The sequence below is a fragment of the Paraburkholderia sp. RL17-383-BIF-A genome (assembly GCF_046028015.1).
Taxonomy (GTDB): Bacteria; Pseudomonadota; Gammaproteobacteria; order Burkholderiales; family Burkholderiaceae; genus Paraburkholderia.
This window is the reverse complement of sequence record NZ_JARESR010000005.1, coordinates 119,929-138,017: the sequence shown is the minus strand read 5'-3', so window position 1 is coordinate 138,017 and position 18,089 is coordinate 119,929. Positions and strand designations below refer to the sequence as shown.

Below are 18,089 nucleotides of genomic sequence, written 5' to 3'. Positions count from 1 at the left end.
CGGTGCACACGCCCGTCGGACTCAGCCTTGAACGAGCCGGACCCGAGCAGTCTTTTCTGTGCATTTGCAGGTGCAATTCAAGCGCGGTTCAAGCGCAACCGAAGCTCACCGTCATCGCTTCCTAGACCGAGCCACATCGCCGACCGACGTCCATGCAACGAGAAAAAATCATCGATAAGCCCTTGAGCAAATTTCCGTATCCGATTCCAAGCCGCGAAGAAATTCTGGGCGTCCTGCGCACGAGTGAAGCGCCGCTTGCCGCGAACGACATCGCCGAAGCGCTGTCGATCAAGCGCCAGGAGCGCGAAGGATTTTTCAAGCGCTTAGGCGCGATGGAGCGCGACGGCCAGATCCGGCTCGATCAGCGCAATCTCTATCAACTGACTCATCCGTCGAACTTCGTTGCGGGCCGCGTGCAAGGCCATCGCGACGGCTACGGTTTTCTGATTCGCGACGACGGTCAGGACGATCTGTTCCTGCCCACCGGCGAAATGCAGAAGGTCATGCACAACGACCGCGTGCTCGCGCGCATCGTCGGCTATGACCGGCGCGGCCGTCCCGAAGGGCATATCGTCGAGGTCACGGACCGCGCCAACAAGCGCGTGATCGGCCGCCTGCTCAACGAGAACGGCGCGCTGATCGTCGCGCCTGAAGACAAGCGCATCGGCCACGACATTCTGATCACGCAGAACACCAAGAAGGCCAAGGTCGGCCAGGTGGTGGTGGTCGAGCTGACCGATTTTCCGAGCCGTCATTCGCAGCCGCTCGGCCGCGTGGTGGAAGTGCTCGGCGATATCGACGACCCCGGCATGGAAATCGAAATCGCGGTGCGCAAGTACGGCGTGCCGCACGAATTCAGCCAGGCCGCGCTCGACGAAGCCTCGCGGCTGCCCGACGAAGTGCGCCCGGTCGACGCGCGTCATCGCATCGACCTGCGCGACGTGCCGCTCGTCACGATCGACGGCGAAGACGCCCGCGACTTCGACGACGCCGTGTACTGCGAGCCGGTTCAGGTGGGCCGTGGCGAGGGCTTCCGTCTGATCGTTGCAATCGCGGACGTCTCGCACTACGTGCACCCGAAGAGCGGGCTCGACGCCGACGCGATCGAGCGCAGCACCTCGGTGTATTTCCCGCGCCGCGTGATCCCCATGCTGCCGGAGAAACTGTCGAACGGCTTGTGCTCGCTGAACCCGAACGTCGACCGTTGTGTGCTGGTGTGCGACATGATCGTCACCGCGCGCGGCGAAGTGAAGGCGTATCAGTTCTATCCCGGCGTGATGCACTCCGCCGCGCGGCTCACCTATACGGAGGTCGCCGCGGTCCTGAAGAACACCAAGGGTCCGGAGGCCGCGCGCCGCGCCGCGCTGCTGCCGCAACTGCAGAATCTGTACGGCGTGTACAAGTCGCTGTTCGCCGCGCGTCAGAAACGCGGCGCGATCGACTTCGATACGACCGAGACGTACATCGTCTGCAATGCGCAGGGCAAGATCGAACAGATCATTCCGCGCACCCGCAACGACGCGCACAAGCTGATCGAGGAGTGCATGCTGGCCGCGAACGTCTGCGCGGCCGACTTCCTCAAGCGCAACAAACATCCGGGGCTGTTCCGCGTACACGCCGGACCGACCGCGGAAAAGCTCGAGAATCTGCGCACCTTCCTGCGCGGCATGGGCCTCACGCTCAACGGTGGCGAGACGCCGCACGCAAGCGATTACGCCGCGCTGATGGCGCAGATCCGCGAGCGGCCCGACGCGCAGATGCTGCAAACCATGCTGCTGCGCTCCATGCAGCAGGCCGTCTACAGCCCGGACAACATCGGCCACTTCGGTCTCGCGTACGAGGCGTATGCGCACTTCACGAGCCCGATTCGCCGTTATCCCGATCTGCTCACGCACCGCGCGATCTACGCGATCCTGCAGGGCCGCAAGTATCAGCCGGAGCCGCCGCAAGGCGTCGAGCTGAATACGGCGCTCTCGCCGCGCGCTCGCGCCATGCAGCAGGCCGACGACGAAAAACGCGGCCGCGTGCGCGGCAACAACGTGGCGATCTGGGAAGAACTCGGTCTGCATTGCTCGGCCAACGAGCGCCGCGCCGACGAAGCCTCGCGCGACGTCGAAGCGTGGCTGAAGTGCTACTTCATGCGCGACAAACTCGGCGAAGAGTATGGCGGCATGGTGAATGGCGTCACGTCGTTCGGCATTTTCGTGCAACTCGACTCGCTGTTTATTGAAGGCCTCGTGCACGTCACGGAACTCGGCTCGGACTACTTCCAGTACGACGAGATCAAGAACGAGTTGCGCGGCGAGCGCACCGGCATTCGTTATCGTCTGTCGGATCGTGTCCGGGTGCAGGTGAGCCGCGTGGATCTCGACGCACGCAAGATCGACTTCCGGCTCGTGCGCGACACGCCGATCAAGCCGCCTTTGGTGCGCGGGCCGGCGGCCGACAAGTCATCCGGTGAAAACGGCGGTGCACGCGTGCGTGCGTTGCCGCCGGCGGAAGGTGGCACGGCCGCGCCGGGCGCGCGCCGCAAGAAGCCTGCGCCCGCGCAAACCGCAGCGGTGAAGGAAGCACGCGCGGCGCGCGGCGCGGCGAAGAAGCATGGCGCCGCGACCAAATCGGCGTCGAAACCGCAGGCACGCAAGAAGCGCTGAAGTCGCCTGACTGCTTGAACCGCGCGCATCGGGCACGTAGCAACGTGCCGGTTGCGCGCGGTCTGCATTTCATCGCAGCCTGCCGTCCGAACGCGGCTTACGACTGCGGCTTACGACTGCGGCAAGCAGGCGCGGTAAACAGATTCGCACAGGTTCATATTCATCACAGCAGCGCACGTAGCGCGCGCTCAATCAAAGGTTGTATCAGTTATGGCACGTCTCAAGGTTCTATACGGTTTCCACGCAGTGACGGCGCGTATCCGGCACGATGCGTCGACGGTCGAAGATGTCTATTACGACGCGACGCGCAAAGACCGTCGCATGACCGAATTCCTGCACGCGGCGAAAGAAGCCGGCGTGCGCCTGATCGCCGCCGACGAAACGCGTCTGTGGGGCCTCGCGCACACGGAGCGTCACCAGGGCGTGGTCGCGCGCGCGGGCGACATGCCGCTCGCGCAGAATCTGGCTGAGTTGCTCGACGGCATCAACGGTTCGCCGCTGATTCTCGTGCTCGACGGCGTGACCGATCCGCACAACCTCGGCGCGTGTCTGCGTGTTGCCGACGCTGCCGGCGCGCACGCGGTGATCGCACCGCGCGATCGCGCGGTCGGTTTGAACGCGACGGCCGCGAAGGTGGCGAGCGGCGCGGCCGACACCGTGCCGTACATCACGGTGACGAATCTGGCGCGCGCGCTGCGTGAGTTGAAGGACGCGGGGGTGTGGGTCGTCGGCACGGCCGGCGAGGCCACCAAGAGCCTCTACGACACGGAACTGGACGGTCCGGTGGCACTGGTGATGGGCGCCGAAGGCGAGGGCATGCGCCGCCTCACGCGCGACACCTGCGACGTGGTCATGCAGATCCCGATGGCGGGCACGGTCGAAAGCCTGAATGTGTCGGTGGCAAGCGGGGTGTGTCTGTTCGAAGCGGTGCGTCAGCGGTCGGTGAAGAAGTAACGCCGATAAAGCAAGAGCTTGCGCAAGTTCAAGCAGCCGCTTTCCGGACAGTAGCGATTGAAGTGGTCTGCGACTGTCCGGCGAGTGAGTGGCAAATGCAAGCCGGGTTACGACGCGCGTGTGCTGGCTCGAGTGCCGCAAACACGCGCGGTTTCGTCAGTGCTTCGTTTTCCCGGCCGCCCTGTCCCGTTCGATTACGACGCAACTTTTTCAACGGCCTTTACCAGCGTGAATCCGGCCCTGTCCAGGCGGTAATAGTACACACCGGCGCCTGCCTCATTCGGGCTTCCGCGGACGATGATCAGGCTGCTGTCGCGTTTGAATTGAATCAGTATTGCGTGCATTGACAACGCCGTCCGACTCCTGCGCCATGATCCAAAGGAGATCGTTAAAATCCGTCAGTGGCACCCCCTCTAGCGACATAGCCGACCGTAGGGCATTTTGCGACGAAACTGGCAAAGTTGTCGGGTCTTTCGCTACCCAACCTTTTTTCTTGTGTTTTGTCTCGCGATGATTGTGTGCATGCTGCTCATGCGGTCAACTTGCCCTATCCACTCGGTTCCACCGGCTGGACGCAGTGCGGCAGCCCCCGCCGAAGAAGTATTCCCGACGGGCGCTCGCGCGCCACTCCGGTAAACTAGCGGTTTTTACTGCTCGCCTGCCTCTCCCATGACTCAAGACGAACTCAAGCAACTGGTCGGCCAGGCCGCCGCCGACTACGTGAACGCCAACGTGCCCGAAGGCTCGGTGATCGGCGTCGGCACCGGCTCGACCGCGAACTGTTTCATCGACGCGCTGGCCGCCGACAAGACGCGCTATCGCGGCGCGGTGTCGAGTTCGCTCGCCACCACCGCGCGGCTGCAATCGCACGGCTTCAAGGTGCTCGACCTCAACGAAATCGATTCGCTGCCGGTGTATGTGGACGGCGCCGACGAGATCGACCACAGCGGCGCGATGATCAAGGGCGGCGGCGGCGCGCTGACGCGCGAGAAGATCGTCGCGTCGGTGTCGGACGTGTTCGTGTGCATCGCGGACGCCAGCAAACTGGTCGAGACGCTCGGCAATTTCCCGCTGCCGATCGAAGTGGTGCCGATGGCGCGTACCGCGATCGGCCGCCGCGTCACGGCGCTCGGCGGCGTGCCGGTGGTGCGCGTCACGAAAGAAGGCGTGCCGTTCATTACCGACAACGGCAATGAAATCATCGACGTCAAGGGTTTGCGCATCAGCGACCCGCGCACGCTGGAAACCCATATCAACGCGTGGCCGGGCGTGGTGACGGTGGGCCTGTTCGCCACCCGCGGCGCGGATTTGTGCATGCTCGGCACGGATACCGGCGTCGAGACTATTCAGTACAGCAAGGCTTGAGCAACGCTGTCTGAGCGCCGCGTGAGCGCCGCGCGCGAGCCTGGGTCAACCGGCTCGCGTCGGCGTCGGGCATGGAGTTCGCAACCACAAGCGTTAGCGTGCGGCTTGCCTGATTTCTTGCGTCATCCGCTGCAAATACTGCTCCACTGAAAATTCCGTTTGTGCGTCGGTCAGCGCCTGTTGTGCAAGGCGCTGCGCCAAGGCCGGATCGGCGCGCAACGCGCCGATCGCGTCAGCCAACGCGGTGGCGTCGCCCGGTTTCACCAGCCAGCCATTGCGCCCGTGCCGCACGATCTCGGTCACGCCCCCGGCCGCCGAGGCGATCACCGGGCGTCCCGCCGCCATCCCTTCGACGACCACCCGCCCGAACGGCTCGGGTTCGGTGGATGTGTGCAGGATCACGTCCATCGCTTTCATCCACGCGGGCACGTCGTCCTGAAAGCCCGCAAAATGCACGCGATCCGTCACGCCGAGCGCCGCGGCCTGCTCGCGCAGGCGCTGCGCGTAGGCTTCCTCGCCGAACAGCGGCGCGCCCACCAGCACGAGATGCGCGTCCGGCAGGCGCGCGAGCGCGTCGAGCGCGATATGCTGGCCTTTCCACGGTGCGAGGCGGCCGAACAGGCCCGCTATCCATGCCTCTTCCGGCAGGCCGAGACGCCGCCGCAACGCGGCCATGTCGCTGCCGTTCACCCGGCTGAACGCGGCGGCGTCGATGCCGTTGTAGACGACCGGCGCCGAGCCGGCCGCGATACCAGTCAACGCCGCGAGCGAGCGCGCCGACGCCTGCGAATTCACCACCACGTGATCGACCGCGATCCGCACGAGCCATTTGACGACACTCAACTGTACGCGCCCGAAATGCTCGCGCGTGAGAATGTCGTGCTGATACCAGATCACCGGTTTGCGATGCAGCGGTTTGCCGAGCGCGCCGAGCACCAGCGCTTTTTGCGTGTTGAGAAACAGCACGTCGAACTGTCGTGCGCGCGTTGCGATCGCACGCACCTGACGCAGGATGCCGGGCACGACGCGCAGACAGCTCAACACGGACGCTTGCCGCTCGACGTTCGACACCCGCGCGTCGTTGATCACCTGGACGCGCACGCCGAGTGTTTCGAGGCGCGCGCGGAACGGACCATCGGAAAGCAGCACGACTTCGCTGCGCGCAGCGCAATGGTGCGCCAGTTGCAGCAGCGCGAATTCAGCGCCGCCGAGCTGGCCGCTCTGATCGACGAACAGCACGCGCGGTATCGCGGGCGTTGCGCCAATTGCCGTCGGCGAGGCAGGTGCAGATGCAGATGCGGACGCAGGTGCGGACGCGCCAGCAGGATCGATCAGCGCGGGCTGAACCCGCGGCAAGGAATGCGCAAGCGGGGAGCGTGGAGCAAGAGGGGCGAGAGGCGTGGCGTCGATGGTCGGGCGCATAGGAAGGCGAAGTAATGGAACGCGCAGGTTCGCAATAGGCGAATGGCGATGCTTGATTATTCGTCTACAGTCGCGCGCCGAATGTGGGCACGCGCACGCACAGCTAACGATGCGCCACATACACTCGTTACCAGGCCCAAGAGGCATTAATTAAAAAACGGGGTGATCATGAAAGTGGCGATCGTGCACGACTGGCTGGTCGCGCCGGGCGGGGCGGAGAAGGTGCTTGAGCAGATCATCGAGTGCTTTCCCGACGCGGATCTTTTCAGTCTTGTCGATTTCCTTAAAGACCGTAGACCTTTGGGCGGCAAGCCCGTGACGACTTCATTCATTCAGCATTTGCCGTTCGCACGACGCCACTATCGCACCTATTTGCCGCTGATGCCGCTTGCCGTCGAACAATTCGATCTGTCCGGCTACGATCTGATCATTACGAGTTCCTATGCGGTCGCCAAGGGCGTGCTGGTCGGCCCGGATCAGACGCATGTGAGCTACGTGCATTCACCGATGCGCTACGCATGGGATCTGCAGCATCAGTACCTACGCGAAGCGAATCTGACGCATGGACTGAAGTCGTGGGCCGCGCGCGCGCTGCTCCATTACCTGCGCGGCTGGGATTCGCACTCAGCCAACGGCGTGGACCGTTTGATCGCGAACTCGCAGTTCGTGGCGCGCCGCATGATGAAGACTTATCGGCGCGATGCGGCCGTGATTCCACCGCCCGTCGACGTACACGAATTCGAGCTGTGCACGCGCAAGGAAGACTTTTATCTGACCGCTTCACGGATGGTGCCTTACAAGCGCATCGATCTGATTGTCGAGACGTTCAACGCCACGCCGCATCGCAAGCTGATCGTGATCGGCGACGGGCCGGAGATGGCGGCGATTCGCGCCAAGGCGCGTTCGAATGTGACGATCCTCGGCTATCAGCCGTTCGAGGTCCTGAAGGATCATCTGCAACGCGCGCGAGCCTTTGTATTCGCCGCGGAAGAGGATTTCGGCATCGTCGCGCTCGAAGCGCAGGCCTGCGGCACGCCGGTCATTGCATTCGGCAAAGGCGGCGCGCTCGAAACCGTGGTGCCGATCGGCGAGGCGCATCCCACCGGCGTGTATTTCGCGCGCCAGACCGTGGTGTCGATGCTCGACGCGATCGCCCGCTTCGAGCGTCAGTGCGAGCAGATCACGCCGGCGGCGTGCCGCGCGAACGCGGAGCGTTTTTCGGCGGCGGTTTTCCGGCGCGCGTTCATGGCGGAAGTGACGCGCACGATCGCGGCGGCGGGGCTGCGCCATCGCGTCGGGATGGTCGAGCGGGCCGAACCCGATCTGGCCACCCAGGAGATCCGGTGGCCCGCCGAACCGGCGCCGAAAAGCAGTTGGGGCCGCTGACGGGCTCGAACGTGAGCTTGTCAGCTGGGGCCGGTATGGGTTGGGGGAACGGCCCGGAGAAGCGCCGGGCTGTCTCTTTATTCGCATATTGCGAACTTCGCGGTATGCGAATAAAATGCTGTTCGTGGTACCGCAGTGAGCTGTAAATAGCCGTTCGGACTATGCCGTCCGGCCGGCTATCGGTGTCGATTCGCTCCGTTTAGCCTTGCAGGTGAAGCGCGCATGTTCAGCGCGCGAAAACGTGCGAGGAAATCCGATGCGGGTCATTTCAAAGAAAGCGTTGCTGGACTTCATAAAGAGACATCCGGGCGCGCGCAGTGCGCTATTGACGTGGTATTCACTGGCGCAGGCATGCCTCGCGTATGGCTATAACGACCTGAAGCAGACGTTCGCCGGCGTGGACTACGTGCCGCCTCAATACACCGTTTTCGATGTAGGCGGCAACCGGTTCCGGATCGTTGCGGCGATTCACTACAACAGGCAGTCGTTATTCGTTCGTCATGTCATGACGCATGCGGAGTACGACCATTGGACGAGGAAGAATCTAAACTCATGAATGCCGATCGCCTTCCGGGAGCCTTTCCCGACATCGCTCAAACCTGGGCGGCACTGCGAACCCAGTTGCCGATCACACCCATTCGTAACGAGCAGGACTACCAGACCATGGTGCGGCTCGCCAACTCGCTTGCCGATCATCTGAATGGCAACGAGGAAGATCCGCTGTCCGATCTGTTCGCGATCGTGACCGATCTGATCGAAAACTGGGAAGCGCACAACGTGACAATTCCCAAAGCGGAGCCGCGCGAGGTGTTGCGTCATTTGCTGGAAACGCATGGCTTGAGGCAGAAGGACCTGATAGGTATCGCGTCGCCTACCGTGGTGAGCGATATCCTCGCGGGCCGCCGCGCCATCAGCAAGAAGGTGGCCAAGGCGCTGGCCGTGCGTTTTCATACCGACGTCAGCGCGTTCCTGTAAACGCCGCGCAGCGTCGGCCTCGTGCTGTGCGCTGTGCCGGCCGGCAAGCCTTTTCTCGTCCATTCACCTCAGCCTGTCCACGCCGCACCGGCGGCATTGTTAACCGCCGGTGTCGGTGCTCGGCGCATTGGCGCTGTTCCTGTTTTGATCACGCGAAGCATGCGAAGCACCTTCGCGTAAGAAGCGCGTGCGCGCCCGCATCCTCGATCCACACGCAAGGATAGGCACACGCGAGCAGCGCGTTCTGAGCTCGCGCGTCGTCTTGGTCTGAATACCCCGCGCAAATACAAAAGGGCTGCGCCTTCATGCGGCGCAGCCCTTTCTTTTTCCAACGCCCAACCCTCAACGCGCTTCAGCTCGGCGCATGAATGTCAGGCGGGTCACCGGCAGAGTAGGTGTACGCATAGGCATAGTCGTACGTGCCGTTGCGATTGTGACTCTTGAGCGGCACGGCATTCATCACGCCGCCCACCACCCGCGCACGCGCGCGCCGCAGTTTCTTCAGCGCGTCGGCCACGTGGCCCTCGGTGTGCGCGCCGGAGCGCATCACCAGCACCGTGGACCCGGCGATGTGGGCGACCACAGCGGCGTCGGCCACCGCCAACAGCGGCGGCGTATCCACGATGACCAGATCGAACTCCTGCTCGAAGCGCGCGAGAATTTCGCTGAAACGCGGCGAGGTCAGAATCTCCGACGGATTCGGCGGATAAGCGCCCGACCCGATGAAGTGCAGGCCATCCACGCCGGTCGCGCGCGCCACGGCTTCCAGATCCGCCTGGCCGGTCAGCAGTTCGGTCAGGCCGCCGTTAGGCGAGCGGCCAAGATAGTGGGCGAGCCGGCCGCGTCGCAGATCGGCGTCGATCAGCAACACGCGCTTGCCCGATTCCGCCATCAGCGCGGCGAGGTTCGCGCACAGGAAGCTCTTGCCGTCCGAGGGCGCCGGGCTCGTGATCGCGACGATCCGGTTGGGCGCATCGAGCAGGCCGAATTGCAGCGTGGCGCGCAGCCCGCGCAAGCCTTCCACTGTAGTGTCGTACGGATGCGTCTTGACCAGCAGCGGCCGTATCGGCGTCTTGCCCGAACCCATGACGGTCTGCGTGCCCACCGCCACCTGGGCTTGACTGTCGGCCGCCGAACGCGAGCGCAGCAGGCGCATGACCCCGGACGGCTCGTGCGCGACCGCGCGTACTTCGGTCGGCGTGGAGCGCGGTCCGGGCAGGGCGGCGCGGCGCATCGCGCTCAATTGCCGGTCGCTGCGCGCCTGTTCCGGACTGAAGGCGATCGAGCCGAAAATCGGCAGATGAAAGCGCCGTTCGACGAACTCGGGGTCGGACACGCCGGTAAAGAACGTACGGCGGCAGAACGCGAACAGAATCCCGCCGATCACGCCGAGCACCGTGCCGGCCGAAATGATCAGCGCCGACTTCGGCCGTACCGGCTGGGACGGCAGCAAGGCTTCGTCGATGATATGCACGTTGCCGATCGTGCCGGCGCGCGAAATCGAAAGCTCCTGCGTTTTGTTCAGCAGCGTCACATAGATTTCTCCGGCCACTTTCGCGTCGCGCTGCAAGGCGATGGCGTTGCGCTCGGAACTCGGCAAGGAGGCGAAGTGATCCTCGAAGTTTTTCTTCTCGCGCGTCATCGCGGCGATTTGCGCGTCGACCTGCTGCACCTCCTGGGACGCTTCGGTGAAACGCTGCAACAGTTGCGCGCGCTGAATGCGCAACGTGCCGAGCTGCTTGTCGTAGTCGAGGCCACCGGCGAGGTACACACCGGCTTCCTGAGTGGGCTGGAACGAAAACGAGCCGACTTTCGACTGATACTCCGACAACGCGGTTTCCGTCCGCTTCACTTCTTCGCGCAGACGCGGCAATTCGCCGTTCAGGAAGGTCAGCATGCGGCTCGCTTCTTCCTGCGCGCGTTCGGTGCGTTGCTTCAGATACGAGTGGGCCACCGCATTGGCGATGTCGGTGATCGCGTGCGGGTCGGTGCCCGTGTACGACAGTTGCACGACGCCGGTGTCGCGGCCTTTCTCCGTGACCTGCAAACCGGCGGCCAAGCCGGTGACCGCGTCGAGCTGGTTGTAGCGCGTCACGTAGAACTCGGTGCCCGGACGCGCCACCAGCGTCTTCACGAACAGCGTGACGCCGCCGCCTTCGGCTTCCTGGCCGGCGACGCCGGTGAGGATCTGTTGGCCGAACGCATCGGTCAGTTCATAGCGGCCGTATTCGAGCACGCGCAGCGTGAGGCGCGCGCCTTCGAGCGACTTCGGCACGCCGATCGACTGGACCTCGAATTGCTCGCCGCCCCACGCATACGAATCCAGGCCGAACGCCGCACCGAGCGGATGGCCCGGCCGCGCGAACAGCGCCGAGATCTTGCCGAGCACCGGCATGGTCTTTTCTGACGTGGTGAAGTTCAGCTTGAACTGTTCGACCACCGGCTCGACCACCGCGCGACTCTTGATGATTTCGATTTCCGCGTCGGTGCGCATCGGTCCGACCGACGGCGTGAGCGTCGGCGAATTCTGTGACTGCGTGCTGCCGTTGTTGTTGCTTTGCGCGTCGACCTGGAGCAGCGCGTCGGCGGAATAGATCGGTGTGGCGACCTTCGTGTAGAGCACGGCGGCGAGAATCACGCTCGCGGCAATGCCGATCACCCACCAGATCTGATCCATGACCATGCGCAAAAGGTCGCGCATCACGGCGTCTTCGTCGCTGCTGGACGCCGGTCCCGGTTCCAGCATGTCGTATGTACTCATAGTGATACCCCGTTGCGAGCGATTGTTCTGAACAACTGTGGTGTGTGGAAAAGCGATGCTGCCGAGAGCCCGACGGCCATCGTTCTGATAGTCATGTTGTGGTCCCCCCCGCGAGAAACCGGTGCGTCGATCAGTTGTGTCGATCAGTTGCGTTGAGCGTCAGCGCATCGCTTCCTGCCATGCCCCGCGCATTGCGCGTAGGCCGACTCGCCATTTGCGCAGCGCAAGCGCTACGCCTCCGCGCTCGAATGCCAGTGACAATGCGCGCAGAAACCCCGGGTCCGCGCGATCGCCGATCAGCGTCGAGTAAGCGACGAACGCCCATCGGCCAGGCGGCGTCAGGTATTCGCACATGATGAGTCGGAGATTGAACGACGCGTTATAGAACGCCGCGTCGTTGAAGGTGAAACGCTGGTCTTCGTCGCTGCGCTGCGCCGGGAAGTGCTCCACCAGGAGCGCCGGGTCGTAGATCAGTTTCCAGCCGCGCCGCTCTATGTCGAGACTGAAGGCCATCTCGCAGTGAACCTGTGCGCCGGTGCCGCGCAAGCGGCCGTCGAAGCGCAACGCGCCGATCGCCTCGCGGCGAAACGACATGTTCACGCCTTTGAGCACCTGCACTTCGCGTGCCTTGCCGTGGCCGATATGGTGATTGCCGATAGTCCGCCCATACCAGCGCACGAGGCCCACGCGCGGCTTCTGCCCCTGCAGGATGCCGTGGCGTTCATGCACGATGTCGCGCCCGCCCAGGCCGCCGAGCGTCGCATCGCGTTCGAAGGCGCGCGCGATCCGCGCGACCCAGTCGGAATGCGGCGCGGCGTCGTCGTCGGTGAAGCAGAGCACGTTGCCGCTCGCGCTCTCGATGCCGAGGTTGTATGCGGCGACCACGCCGGGCTTGCGCACCAGTACGACCGAGCGGCGCGGATCGGGCCGGTTGGCCTCGCGGGTGCGTAGCCAGTCGAGCGTGGCGTAATCGTCGTGACGGGCGATCACGATCACCTCGTCGGCGCGGCGCTCCTGCGCGTCGAGTGCCGCGAGGCAGCGCGCCAGATCGGCGGTGCGCCGGTAGGTCGGCACGATCACGGAGACTTTCACGAACGGTTCCCGTATTGGCATGATCAGTATGCGTTGCGGCCGACAAAGCCCTTGAAGATCGTAATGAACACGATCTTCATGTCGAACCAGAACGACCAGTTATAGATGTAGAAGAGATCGAACTTGACGCGCGCTTCCATTTTTTCCACCTTGCTGGTGGCGCCGCGATAGCCGTTGACCTGCGCCCAGCCGGTAATGCCGGGCTTGATCCGGTAGCGGTACATGTAGCCGTACACCTGATCCTTGTAGAGATCGTCGTGTTCGACCGCATGCGGACGCGGGCCGACCACCGACATCTGGCCGAGCAGCACGTTGAGAAACTGCGGCAGTTCGTCGAGGCTCGTGCGGCGCATGAAGCCGCCGAGCTTCGTGATGCGCGCGTCGTTGCGCGAGGCCTGGGTGAGCTGGCCCTGCGCTTCGTGATGCACGGTCATCGAACGGAACTTGTAGATCGCGAACGGCTGACCGTCCACGCCTTTGCGAATCTGGCGAAAGAACACCGGCCCAGGCGAGCCGAGCTTGATGCCGATCGCGAGCACCACGAACACCGGCGCGAGCGCGAACAGCGCGGCTGCCGCGAACAGGCGGTCGAAGATCAGCTTGGGCCACATCTGCGGCGGCGAGAAGGGCGTCGCGCTCAGGTTGAGCGTCGGTAAACCGACGACGTCGACCAGCGCGTGATTGAAAAGCGAGAGGCTGCGCACATCGGGAATGAAGCGCAGATTCACGAAGTCATGCCGGAACATGCGCGTGAACCGGTAAATCGTGTGTTCTTCGGAAAGCGGCAACGCGAGCCACACTTCGTTGACGTGTTCTTCGCGCACCTTGGCGGCGAACGCGTTCAGATCGGTCATTACCGGCAGACGGTGCGGACGCGCACCGTAGTTCCCGGCCGCTTCAAGGCTGGTGTCGAACAGGCAGACCGGTTTGAAGCCGGCTTGCGGCGCATGTTCGAGATGGGCGAGCAGCGTGCGTGCGAAGCCGGGTGCGCCGACTATCGCGACGGTGCGGTAATTCATCCCGCGGCTGCGCACGAAGCGTAATGCCACATGCACGAGGCACTTGGCCACGATGATCAGCGCGCCGGAAATCAGCGTGGAGTAGCCGAACCACAAACGCGACACGGCATCCATACGATGCAGCGTGAACGCGAGGATCAGCGCGGTGGCGACCACCACCATCCATGCGGCGGCAACTCTTGCCAGCATGGAGGACAAAGGTTTGCCGCGCCAGGTTTCATAAACCCCGAAGCCGGGAAACAGCAGCAGAACCAGCACGCAGTTGAAGGCGATCAGAAGACGCTCGGTGTCCGACACCGCACTCGGCGTCGAGAACCGCATCCAGTGAGCGAGCAGGCCTCCCGCAATCACGAAGAGTGCGTCGAGGAATCGCGCAGTATTCCTGAACATGTTTGACTCTACCCATTAGTCGGACGAACCAGCGCTTACTCGACAGTTTCAGCCTGGCGCAGACGGGGTAGAAGGCGGTCGAATTCGCGCTTGACGAGGCCATAGCATTCGCAGGCGCGTGCTTCGAGTCCTTTACGGTCGAGCACCTTGATGTGGCCGCGGCTATGGTGAATCAGGCCTTCGTCGTGCAACTTGCCGGCCGCTTCGGTAATGCCTTCGCGGCGCACGCCGAGCATGTCGGCGATCAGTTGCTGGGTCACGGTCAGATCATTCGACGCGACACGGTCCACCTCGATCAGCAACCAGCGGCACAGTTGCTTGTTCAGCGCGTGGTGGCGGTTGCAGGCGGCCGTTTGCGCGACTTGCGTGAGCAGCGCGTGCATATACAGCAGCATCAGGCGGCGCAGAAAGTCGGAGCGGGCGAATTGTTGCTTGAGCGCCTGTGCGCTCATCCGGTACGCGAAGCCGGCGCATTGAACCTGTACGCGATTCGGCATGGTCTCGCCACCCGTGAGCACCGGCACGCCCGTCATGCCTTCGCGGCCCACCGCGGCGATTTCGACCGAACTGCCGTCTTCCATCGTCGAGAGCATCGAGATGATCGCAGTGGTCGGGAAGTAGACGTGATGAATGCGTTGACCGGAGTCACACAGCAATTGCTCGGTGCGCAGGTGAACCAGTTCGAGATGAGGAGCCAGGGCCTGCCATTCGTGGGACGGCAATGCGCCGAGCAAATGGTTACCGTGCAAATCGGATTGAAGTGTCAACATGATCGGTCCTCGCGTGAAAGTCGCGCTCTGCGTGACTTTCTGTTTTTGATCCGATGCCTGCATCCCTTGTTAGACGACTTGCTGCCTGGCGAGCAGCGAAGGATGAACAGGACCGGCCCCGTATTGGCCTGATGCGCCGCCGCCGTTGTTGTCGATCTCATCTGCGGTGACGCTGTGTTGCGCTCTTCTATTAGCGAGGAGCGTGCCAGCGATAGAGGAAACGAGGACTGGTGCGGGGTAACGTACCAAGTCTTAGCGGCGCGCGAAGCCAAACGCGCCTTTTTGTTTCAAATCTGTACAACGGCCTCGCGCTCCGAGGCCGCTTCGCGGGGTCTGTCGATTCGGATCAACGCCTTGCTGGGATTGGCCTGGCGGGTGCTGGGAGGGGCCTGGTGCCTGGTGTCTCAGGGTTGAATCAGCCCATCAGGATGCGTTTTGATGCGGCGTCCGGGATGTGCCGGATTTGATTCAGATGTGTTCGACACGCTGCGTGCGGTGGCGTACCGATGAGGTTTTTGGCGACGCAAAAGTCTGAGAAAAACCAACAGTGATTCTGCAGACCAGACAGATGGATCCGCGCAGCGCGAGGTTTTACGCGCTTCGCGAAGGGGTGGCTAGATCAGGGAGACGTTCAGCCGTAGAACGTGGCGGATATCGCATTGACCGCGCGAACTTCGCCGGCGGCCGCCGCATATGTTGCATCAGCTTTAAACACGGCATTCGATGCGTGTGCAACCAAACCGTCCGGCGGTGTGAGCGGGATGAGCGGCACGACGCAACGGCGGTTCGGTGGCAGATGGAACCAGTCGTGCGCGGCACGGTAGTGTGTGTCAACGATATGAAGGAAGCGCGCAAAACGCTTTGTTTCGATCACGAGCTGCCAGCCGTCGCCGTCACGCTCCGCGGCGACCGTCAAGCCCAGGTCGTGCCGTTCGCCAATGCGACGCTCCGGCAGATGAAACGCTTCCGAAACGATCCGGCCGCTTGCCTTGTCGCGCAGCGTGGCGATCGTCACGTCGTGCGCGCGCGGGCCGAAGCGGTACGCGTGCGTGAAATCGAAGAACTGGCCAAGGCACGCGGCTGCGCTCAGACGCTGTGCGCTATGCGGCGCCAGTTCGATAGCGCAGCTTGCGGAGGCCACCTTGACGCTGCCGTCGCGCAGACACAGCAGATCGAGTTGCGCGTGCAGTGGCTGTGCGCGCTCATTGAGCAGATGAATGTCGAGCCCGTTGAGGCCCTCGTCGGTGATGACCACCTGAATGGGTTGCAGCGCTCCGGCAAGGCCGTGCAGGGCGCTTTTAGGCCGTCCTGTGGCATCGATCAAGCCCCAGCCTGCGCCGGGTCGCAAATCCTGAAGCTGCCAGACGAGCGCGCCGCCGCATGACGAGCCGGCGCGTCGCCACTCGGCGAACACGTCTGCCATCAATTCGGCGACCACCGCGCGCGACAGGTCCAGATAACGCTCGGGGTCTTCGTAACGTAGGCGGGCGGGCTCGACGCCATACAACGTTTGCAGATAGTGGTCGCGCACGTCGTCGAAATCCCAGCCTGCGCCGGGATCGCGCGGCACGGCGGCCTTCCAGCGCGGATCGTGCAGATGGGTCGTGCCCAGTGCGTCGCGCAAGGTGGCGTCGTCGGGTACGTTGGCGAAAGCGAGGCATTCGGCGGCAAAGCGCACTTGCGAGCGGCGCACGTCGTCGAGCGAACGCTGATAGGCGCCCACGCCATAGTAGTGAGTGACACCCTCGTTAGTCGAAAACGGCCACACGCCTCCCGATGGCGAGTTGCTCACATACGGCACGTCGGAGCGCTCACGCGCGACGATGGCGGGCAACTGTTCGGTAAAGAGTGGTTGCGCGCGCATTGAAGGCGGCAGGCCGAACATGGCCGCCTGCTGGTCGACCTCGCTGCCGCCGCACAGTACCGCGAGCGAAGCGAAGCGTCGTGTGCGCGTGAGAAACTGGGTGGCCTCGCGCTCGATCGACGCGCTGAATGCGGCGTCGTTCGGGTAGTCGAAATTCGCCAACGTGAAGTCTTGCCAGACGAGCATGCCGTATTCGTCGGCAAGCGCGTAAAACGCGTCGGACTCGTACACCATCGTGCCGCCCACGCGCAACATGTTCATGCCCGCATCGCGTGCGAGCGTAAAAGCGCGGCGCAATTGCGCCTCGCTACCGCTCAGGGTGACGAGGTCCGCGCTGGTCCAGCATGCGCCACGGCAGAACACGGGCAGGTCATTTACGCGCAATGCGAAGCCCATGCCGTCCGCGCCATGCTCCACTTCAATGCTGCGAAAGCCGACCAGACCCAACGCGTGAGATATCGCGCGCCCGTCATCAAGCTGCAACGACAATGCATATAAAGTGGGTTCGCCGTGCGTGTGCGGCCACCAGCGCTGCACGTGCGGCACGCGCACGCTGCCGGTCAGTGTATATGCATCGCGCCATTGCAAAGACGAAACAGCATCCCCGCATTTAAGTGAAGCGCGGCAGTTCGCATCATGATGCGGATGCAGGAAACGTAGCGTCAACGAAACAAGGCCGTCGTCGCCGTCGAGCCGGCTTGCTATGTCCACGGTGTCGAATGCGTGGGGCGCGTCGCTCAGCAGTTCGACGGGACGCCATGGGCCGACCGCCTGCACCGAAGGACACCAGCCAGGCATATGGCCAAGCAGGGTGGTGCGCACGTTGCGCAAGGTGGGCGGCGATACGAGCCGGGGCCGCCAGCGCGCGCGCGAACGTTTTGCCGCCAATGCCGGCGCGAGAGAGCGGAAGCACAGCGCGAGCGTCGCGCTGCCGTTCAGTTCGATGTCGAGATCGTGCGCGACGAACATCGAATCGGAGTCGAGAAGCCTGATGCCGCCGAGCCAGACTTCGGCGAGCGTGGCGAGCCCGTGCAGGCGCAAGCGGCGTTGGCCGGTGCCTTCGAGTGTGAGCCGATACCAGTGATCGTCGAAGGCGAGCGGCGGCGGATTGGCGAGGTCGAGAAGACCTGCGGCACGCCGCGCGCTCGCCACGGTGCCCGGCACTTGCGCGGCGAGCCAGCCGTGCGCGGGCAAATCGGCGGGCGACGCGCATGCGCCCGCCGCCGTGCTCAAACATTCCCAGCCGATCTCGAGGCGCTGCGGCCAGAGTGTTTGCGATGCCCGCGCCAATGCGGCATTGGTTTGAACGGCATCGCCAGAATCGCCGGCTTCGTGATGAACGTTCGCGAGTACGCCGCTCGCATCGCCATTGTCAGGCACCAGGTCAATCGTCAATGCGTCCACGGCGAGTTCCCGAGAAGTCCGCGAAGCCGTGCG

General features: G+C 63.6%; 12 protein-coding genes. 6 read left to right on the top strand and 6 right to left on the bottom strand.

Annotated features, from left to right (window positions below; translation table 11 throughout):
* Positions 1-152: 152 nt before the first annotated feature.
* From rnr to rpiA, 3 genes are all read left to right on the top strand, one after another.
* The gene (gene rnr, locus P0D71_RS08025) at positions 153-2,654 is read left to right on the top strand and encodes a ribonuclease R (RefSeq protein WP_091794760.1); all 2,502 of its coding nucleotides are present in this window, start codon (positions 153-155) and stop codon (positions 2,652-2,654) included.
* A 210-nt stretch (positions 2,655-2,864) separates the two neighbouring features.
* Positions 2,865-3,608: a 23S rRNA (guanosine(2251)-2'-O)-methyltransferase RlmB gene (gene rlmB / locus P0D71_RS08020; protein ID WP_011488090.1), complete on the top strand. Its 744-nt coding sequence runs from the start codon at positions 2,865-2,867 to the stop codon at positions 3,606-3,608.
* Between the two features lie 669 nt (positions 3,609-4,277).
* Entirely contained in the window at positions 4,278-4,973 is a 696-nt protein-coding gene (rpiA, locus tag P0D71_RS08015; protein ID WP_408479627.1) for a ribose-5-phosphate isomerase RpiA, read from the top strand.
* 93 nt (positions 4,974-5,066) lie between these two features.
* On the opposite strand, the gene P0D71_RS08010 is transcribed toward rpiA, so the two are convergent.
* Positions 5,067-6,395, bottom strand: coding sequence for a glycosyltransferase family 4 protein (locus tag P0D71_RS08010; protein WP_091794748.1), 1,329 nt, complete (start codon positions 6,393-6,395; stop codon positions 5,067-5,069).
* A 168-nt stretch (positions 6,396-6,563) separates the two neighbouring features.
* Here P0D71_RS08010 and P0D71_RS08005 point away from each other — a divergent pair, with 168 nt between their 5' ends.
* From P0D71_RS08005 to P0D71_RS07995, 3 genes are all read left to right on the top strand, one after another.
* Positions 6,564-7,781 carry a glycosyltransferase family 4 protein gene (locus P0D71_RS08005; RefSeq protein ID WP_091794745.1) on the top strand — a complete coding sequence of 406 codons (1,218 nt, stop codon included), beginning with the start codon at positions 6,564-6,566 and terminating at the stop codon, positions 7,779-7,781.
* Between the two features lie 256 nt (positions 7,782-8,037).
* On the top strand, positions 8,038-8,337 hold the full coding sequence (locus P0D71_RS08000) for a type II toxin-antitoxin system HigB family toxin (protein WP_408293505.1): 300 nt from the start codon (positions 8,038-8,040) through the stop codon (positions 8,335-8,337).
* Positions 8,334-8,756 carry a helix-turn-helix domain-containing protein gene (locus P0D71_RS07995; RefSeq protein ID WP_408182975.1) on the top strand — a complete coding sequence of 141 codons (423 nt, stop codon included), beginning with the start codon at positions 8,334-8,336 and terminating at the stop codon, positions 8,754-8,756. Before P0D71_RS08000 ends, P0D71_RS07995 begins: the two co-directional genes overlap by 4 nt.
* A 352-nt stretch (positions 8,757-9,108) precedes the next feature.
* Here P0D71_RS07995 and P0D71_RS07990 read toward each other — a convergent pair whose 3' ends face one another.
* The 5 genes from P0D71_RS07990 to P0D71_RS07970 all read right to left on the bottom strand — a co-directional run bounded on the left by P0D71_RS07990 (position 9,109) and on the right by P0D71_RS07970 (position 18,056).
* Positions 9,109-11,517, bottom strand: a complete 2,409-nt coding sequence (locus P0D71_RS07990) for a polysaccharide biosynthesis tyrosine autokinase (RefSeq protein WP_408479626.1) — start codon at positions 11,515-11,517, stop codon at positions 9,109-9,111.
* A 159-nt stretch (positions 11,518-11,676) separates the two neighbouring features.
* Positions 11,677-12,630 carry a glycosyltransferase family 2 protein gene (locus P0D71_RS07985; protein ID WP_408182980.1) on the bottom strand — a complete coding sequence of 318 codons (954 nt, stop codon included), beginning with the start codon at positions 12,628-12,630 and terminating at the stop codon, positions 11,677-11,679.
* Between the two features lie 2 nt (positions 12,631-12,632).
* The gene (locus P0D71_RS07980) at positions 12,633-14,018 is read right to left on the bottom strand and encodes an undecaprenyl-phosphate glucose phosphotransferase (RefSeq protein ID WP_408479625.1); all 1,386 of its coding nucleotides are present in this window, start codon (positions 14,016-14,018) and stop codon (positions 12,633-12,635) included.
* A gap of 35 nt (positions 14,019-14,053) precedes the next feature.
* Positions 14,054-14,788: a Crp/Fnr family transcriptional regulator gene (locus P0D71_RS07975; protein ID WP_006048767.1), complete on the bottom strand. Its 735-nt coding sequence runs from the start codon at positions 14,786-14,788 to the stop codon at positions 14,054-14,056.
* Between the two features lie 631 nt (positions 14,789-15,419).
* A complete protein-coding gene (locus P0D71_RS07970) occupies positions 15,420-18,056 on the bottom strand; it encodes a glycosyl hydrolase 2 galactose-binding domain-containing protein (protein WP_408479624.1) in 2,637 nt (878 codons plus the stop codon).
* Between the last annotated feature and the right edge of the window lie 33 nt (positions 18,057-18,089).

Excerpts from the sequence above, each read along its gene's own strand:
- P0D71_RS07995 (WP_408182975.1), top strand. The coding sequence starts at position 8,334 with ATGAATGCCGATCGCCTTCCGGGAGCCTTTCCCGACATCGCTCAAACC.
- P0D71_RS08010 (WP_091794748.1), bottom strand. The coding sequence starts at position 6,395 with ATGCGCCCGACCATCGACGCCACGCCTCTCGCCCCTCTTGCTCCACGC.
- P0D71_RS08000 (WP_408293505.1), top strand. The coding sequence starts at position 8,038 with ATGCGGGTCATTTCAAAGAAAGCGTTGCTGGACTTCATAAAGAGACAT.
- P0D71_RS07985 (WP_408182980.1), bottom strand. The coding sequence starts at position 12,630 with ATGCCAATACGGGAACCGTTCGTGAAAGTCTCCGTGATCGTGCCGACC.
- P0D71_RS07975 (WP_006048767.1), bottom strand. The coding sequence starts at position 14,788 with ATGTTGACACTTCAATCCGATTTGCACGGTAACCATTTGCTCGGCGCA.
- rlmB (WP_011488090.1), top strand. The coding sequence starts at position 2,865 with ATGGCACGTCTCAAGGTTCTATACGGTTTCCACGCAGTGACGGCGCGT.
- P0D71_RS08005 (WP_091794745.1), top strand. The coding sequence starts at position 6,564 with ATGAAAGTGGCGATCGTGCACGACTGGCTGGTCGCGCCGGGCGGGGCG.
- P0D71_RS07990 (WP_408479626.1), bottom strand. The coding sequence starts at position 11,517 with ATGAGTACATACGACATGCTGGAACCGGGACCGGCGTCCAGCAGCGAC.
- rnr (WP_091794760.1), top strand. The coding sequence starts at position 153 with ATGCAACGAGAAAAAATCATCGATAAGCCCTTGAGCAAATTTCCGTAT.
- P0D71_RS07980 (WP_408479625.1), bottom strand. The coding sequence starts at position 14,018 with ATGTTCAGGAATACTGCGCGATTCCTCGACGCACTCTTCGTGATTGCG.
- rpiA (WP_408479627.1), top strand. The coding sequence starts at position 4,278 with ATGACTCAAGACGAACTCAAGCAACTGGTCGGCCAGGCCGCCGCCGAC.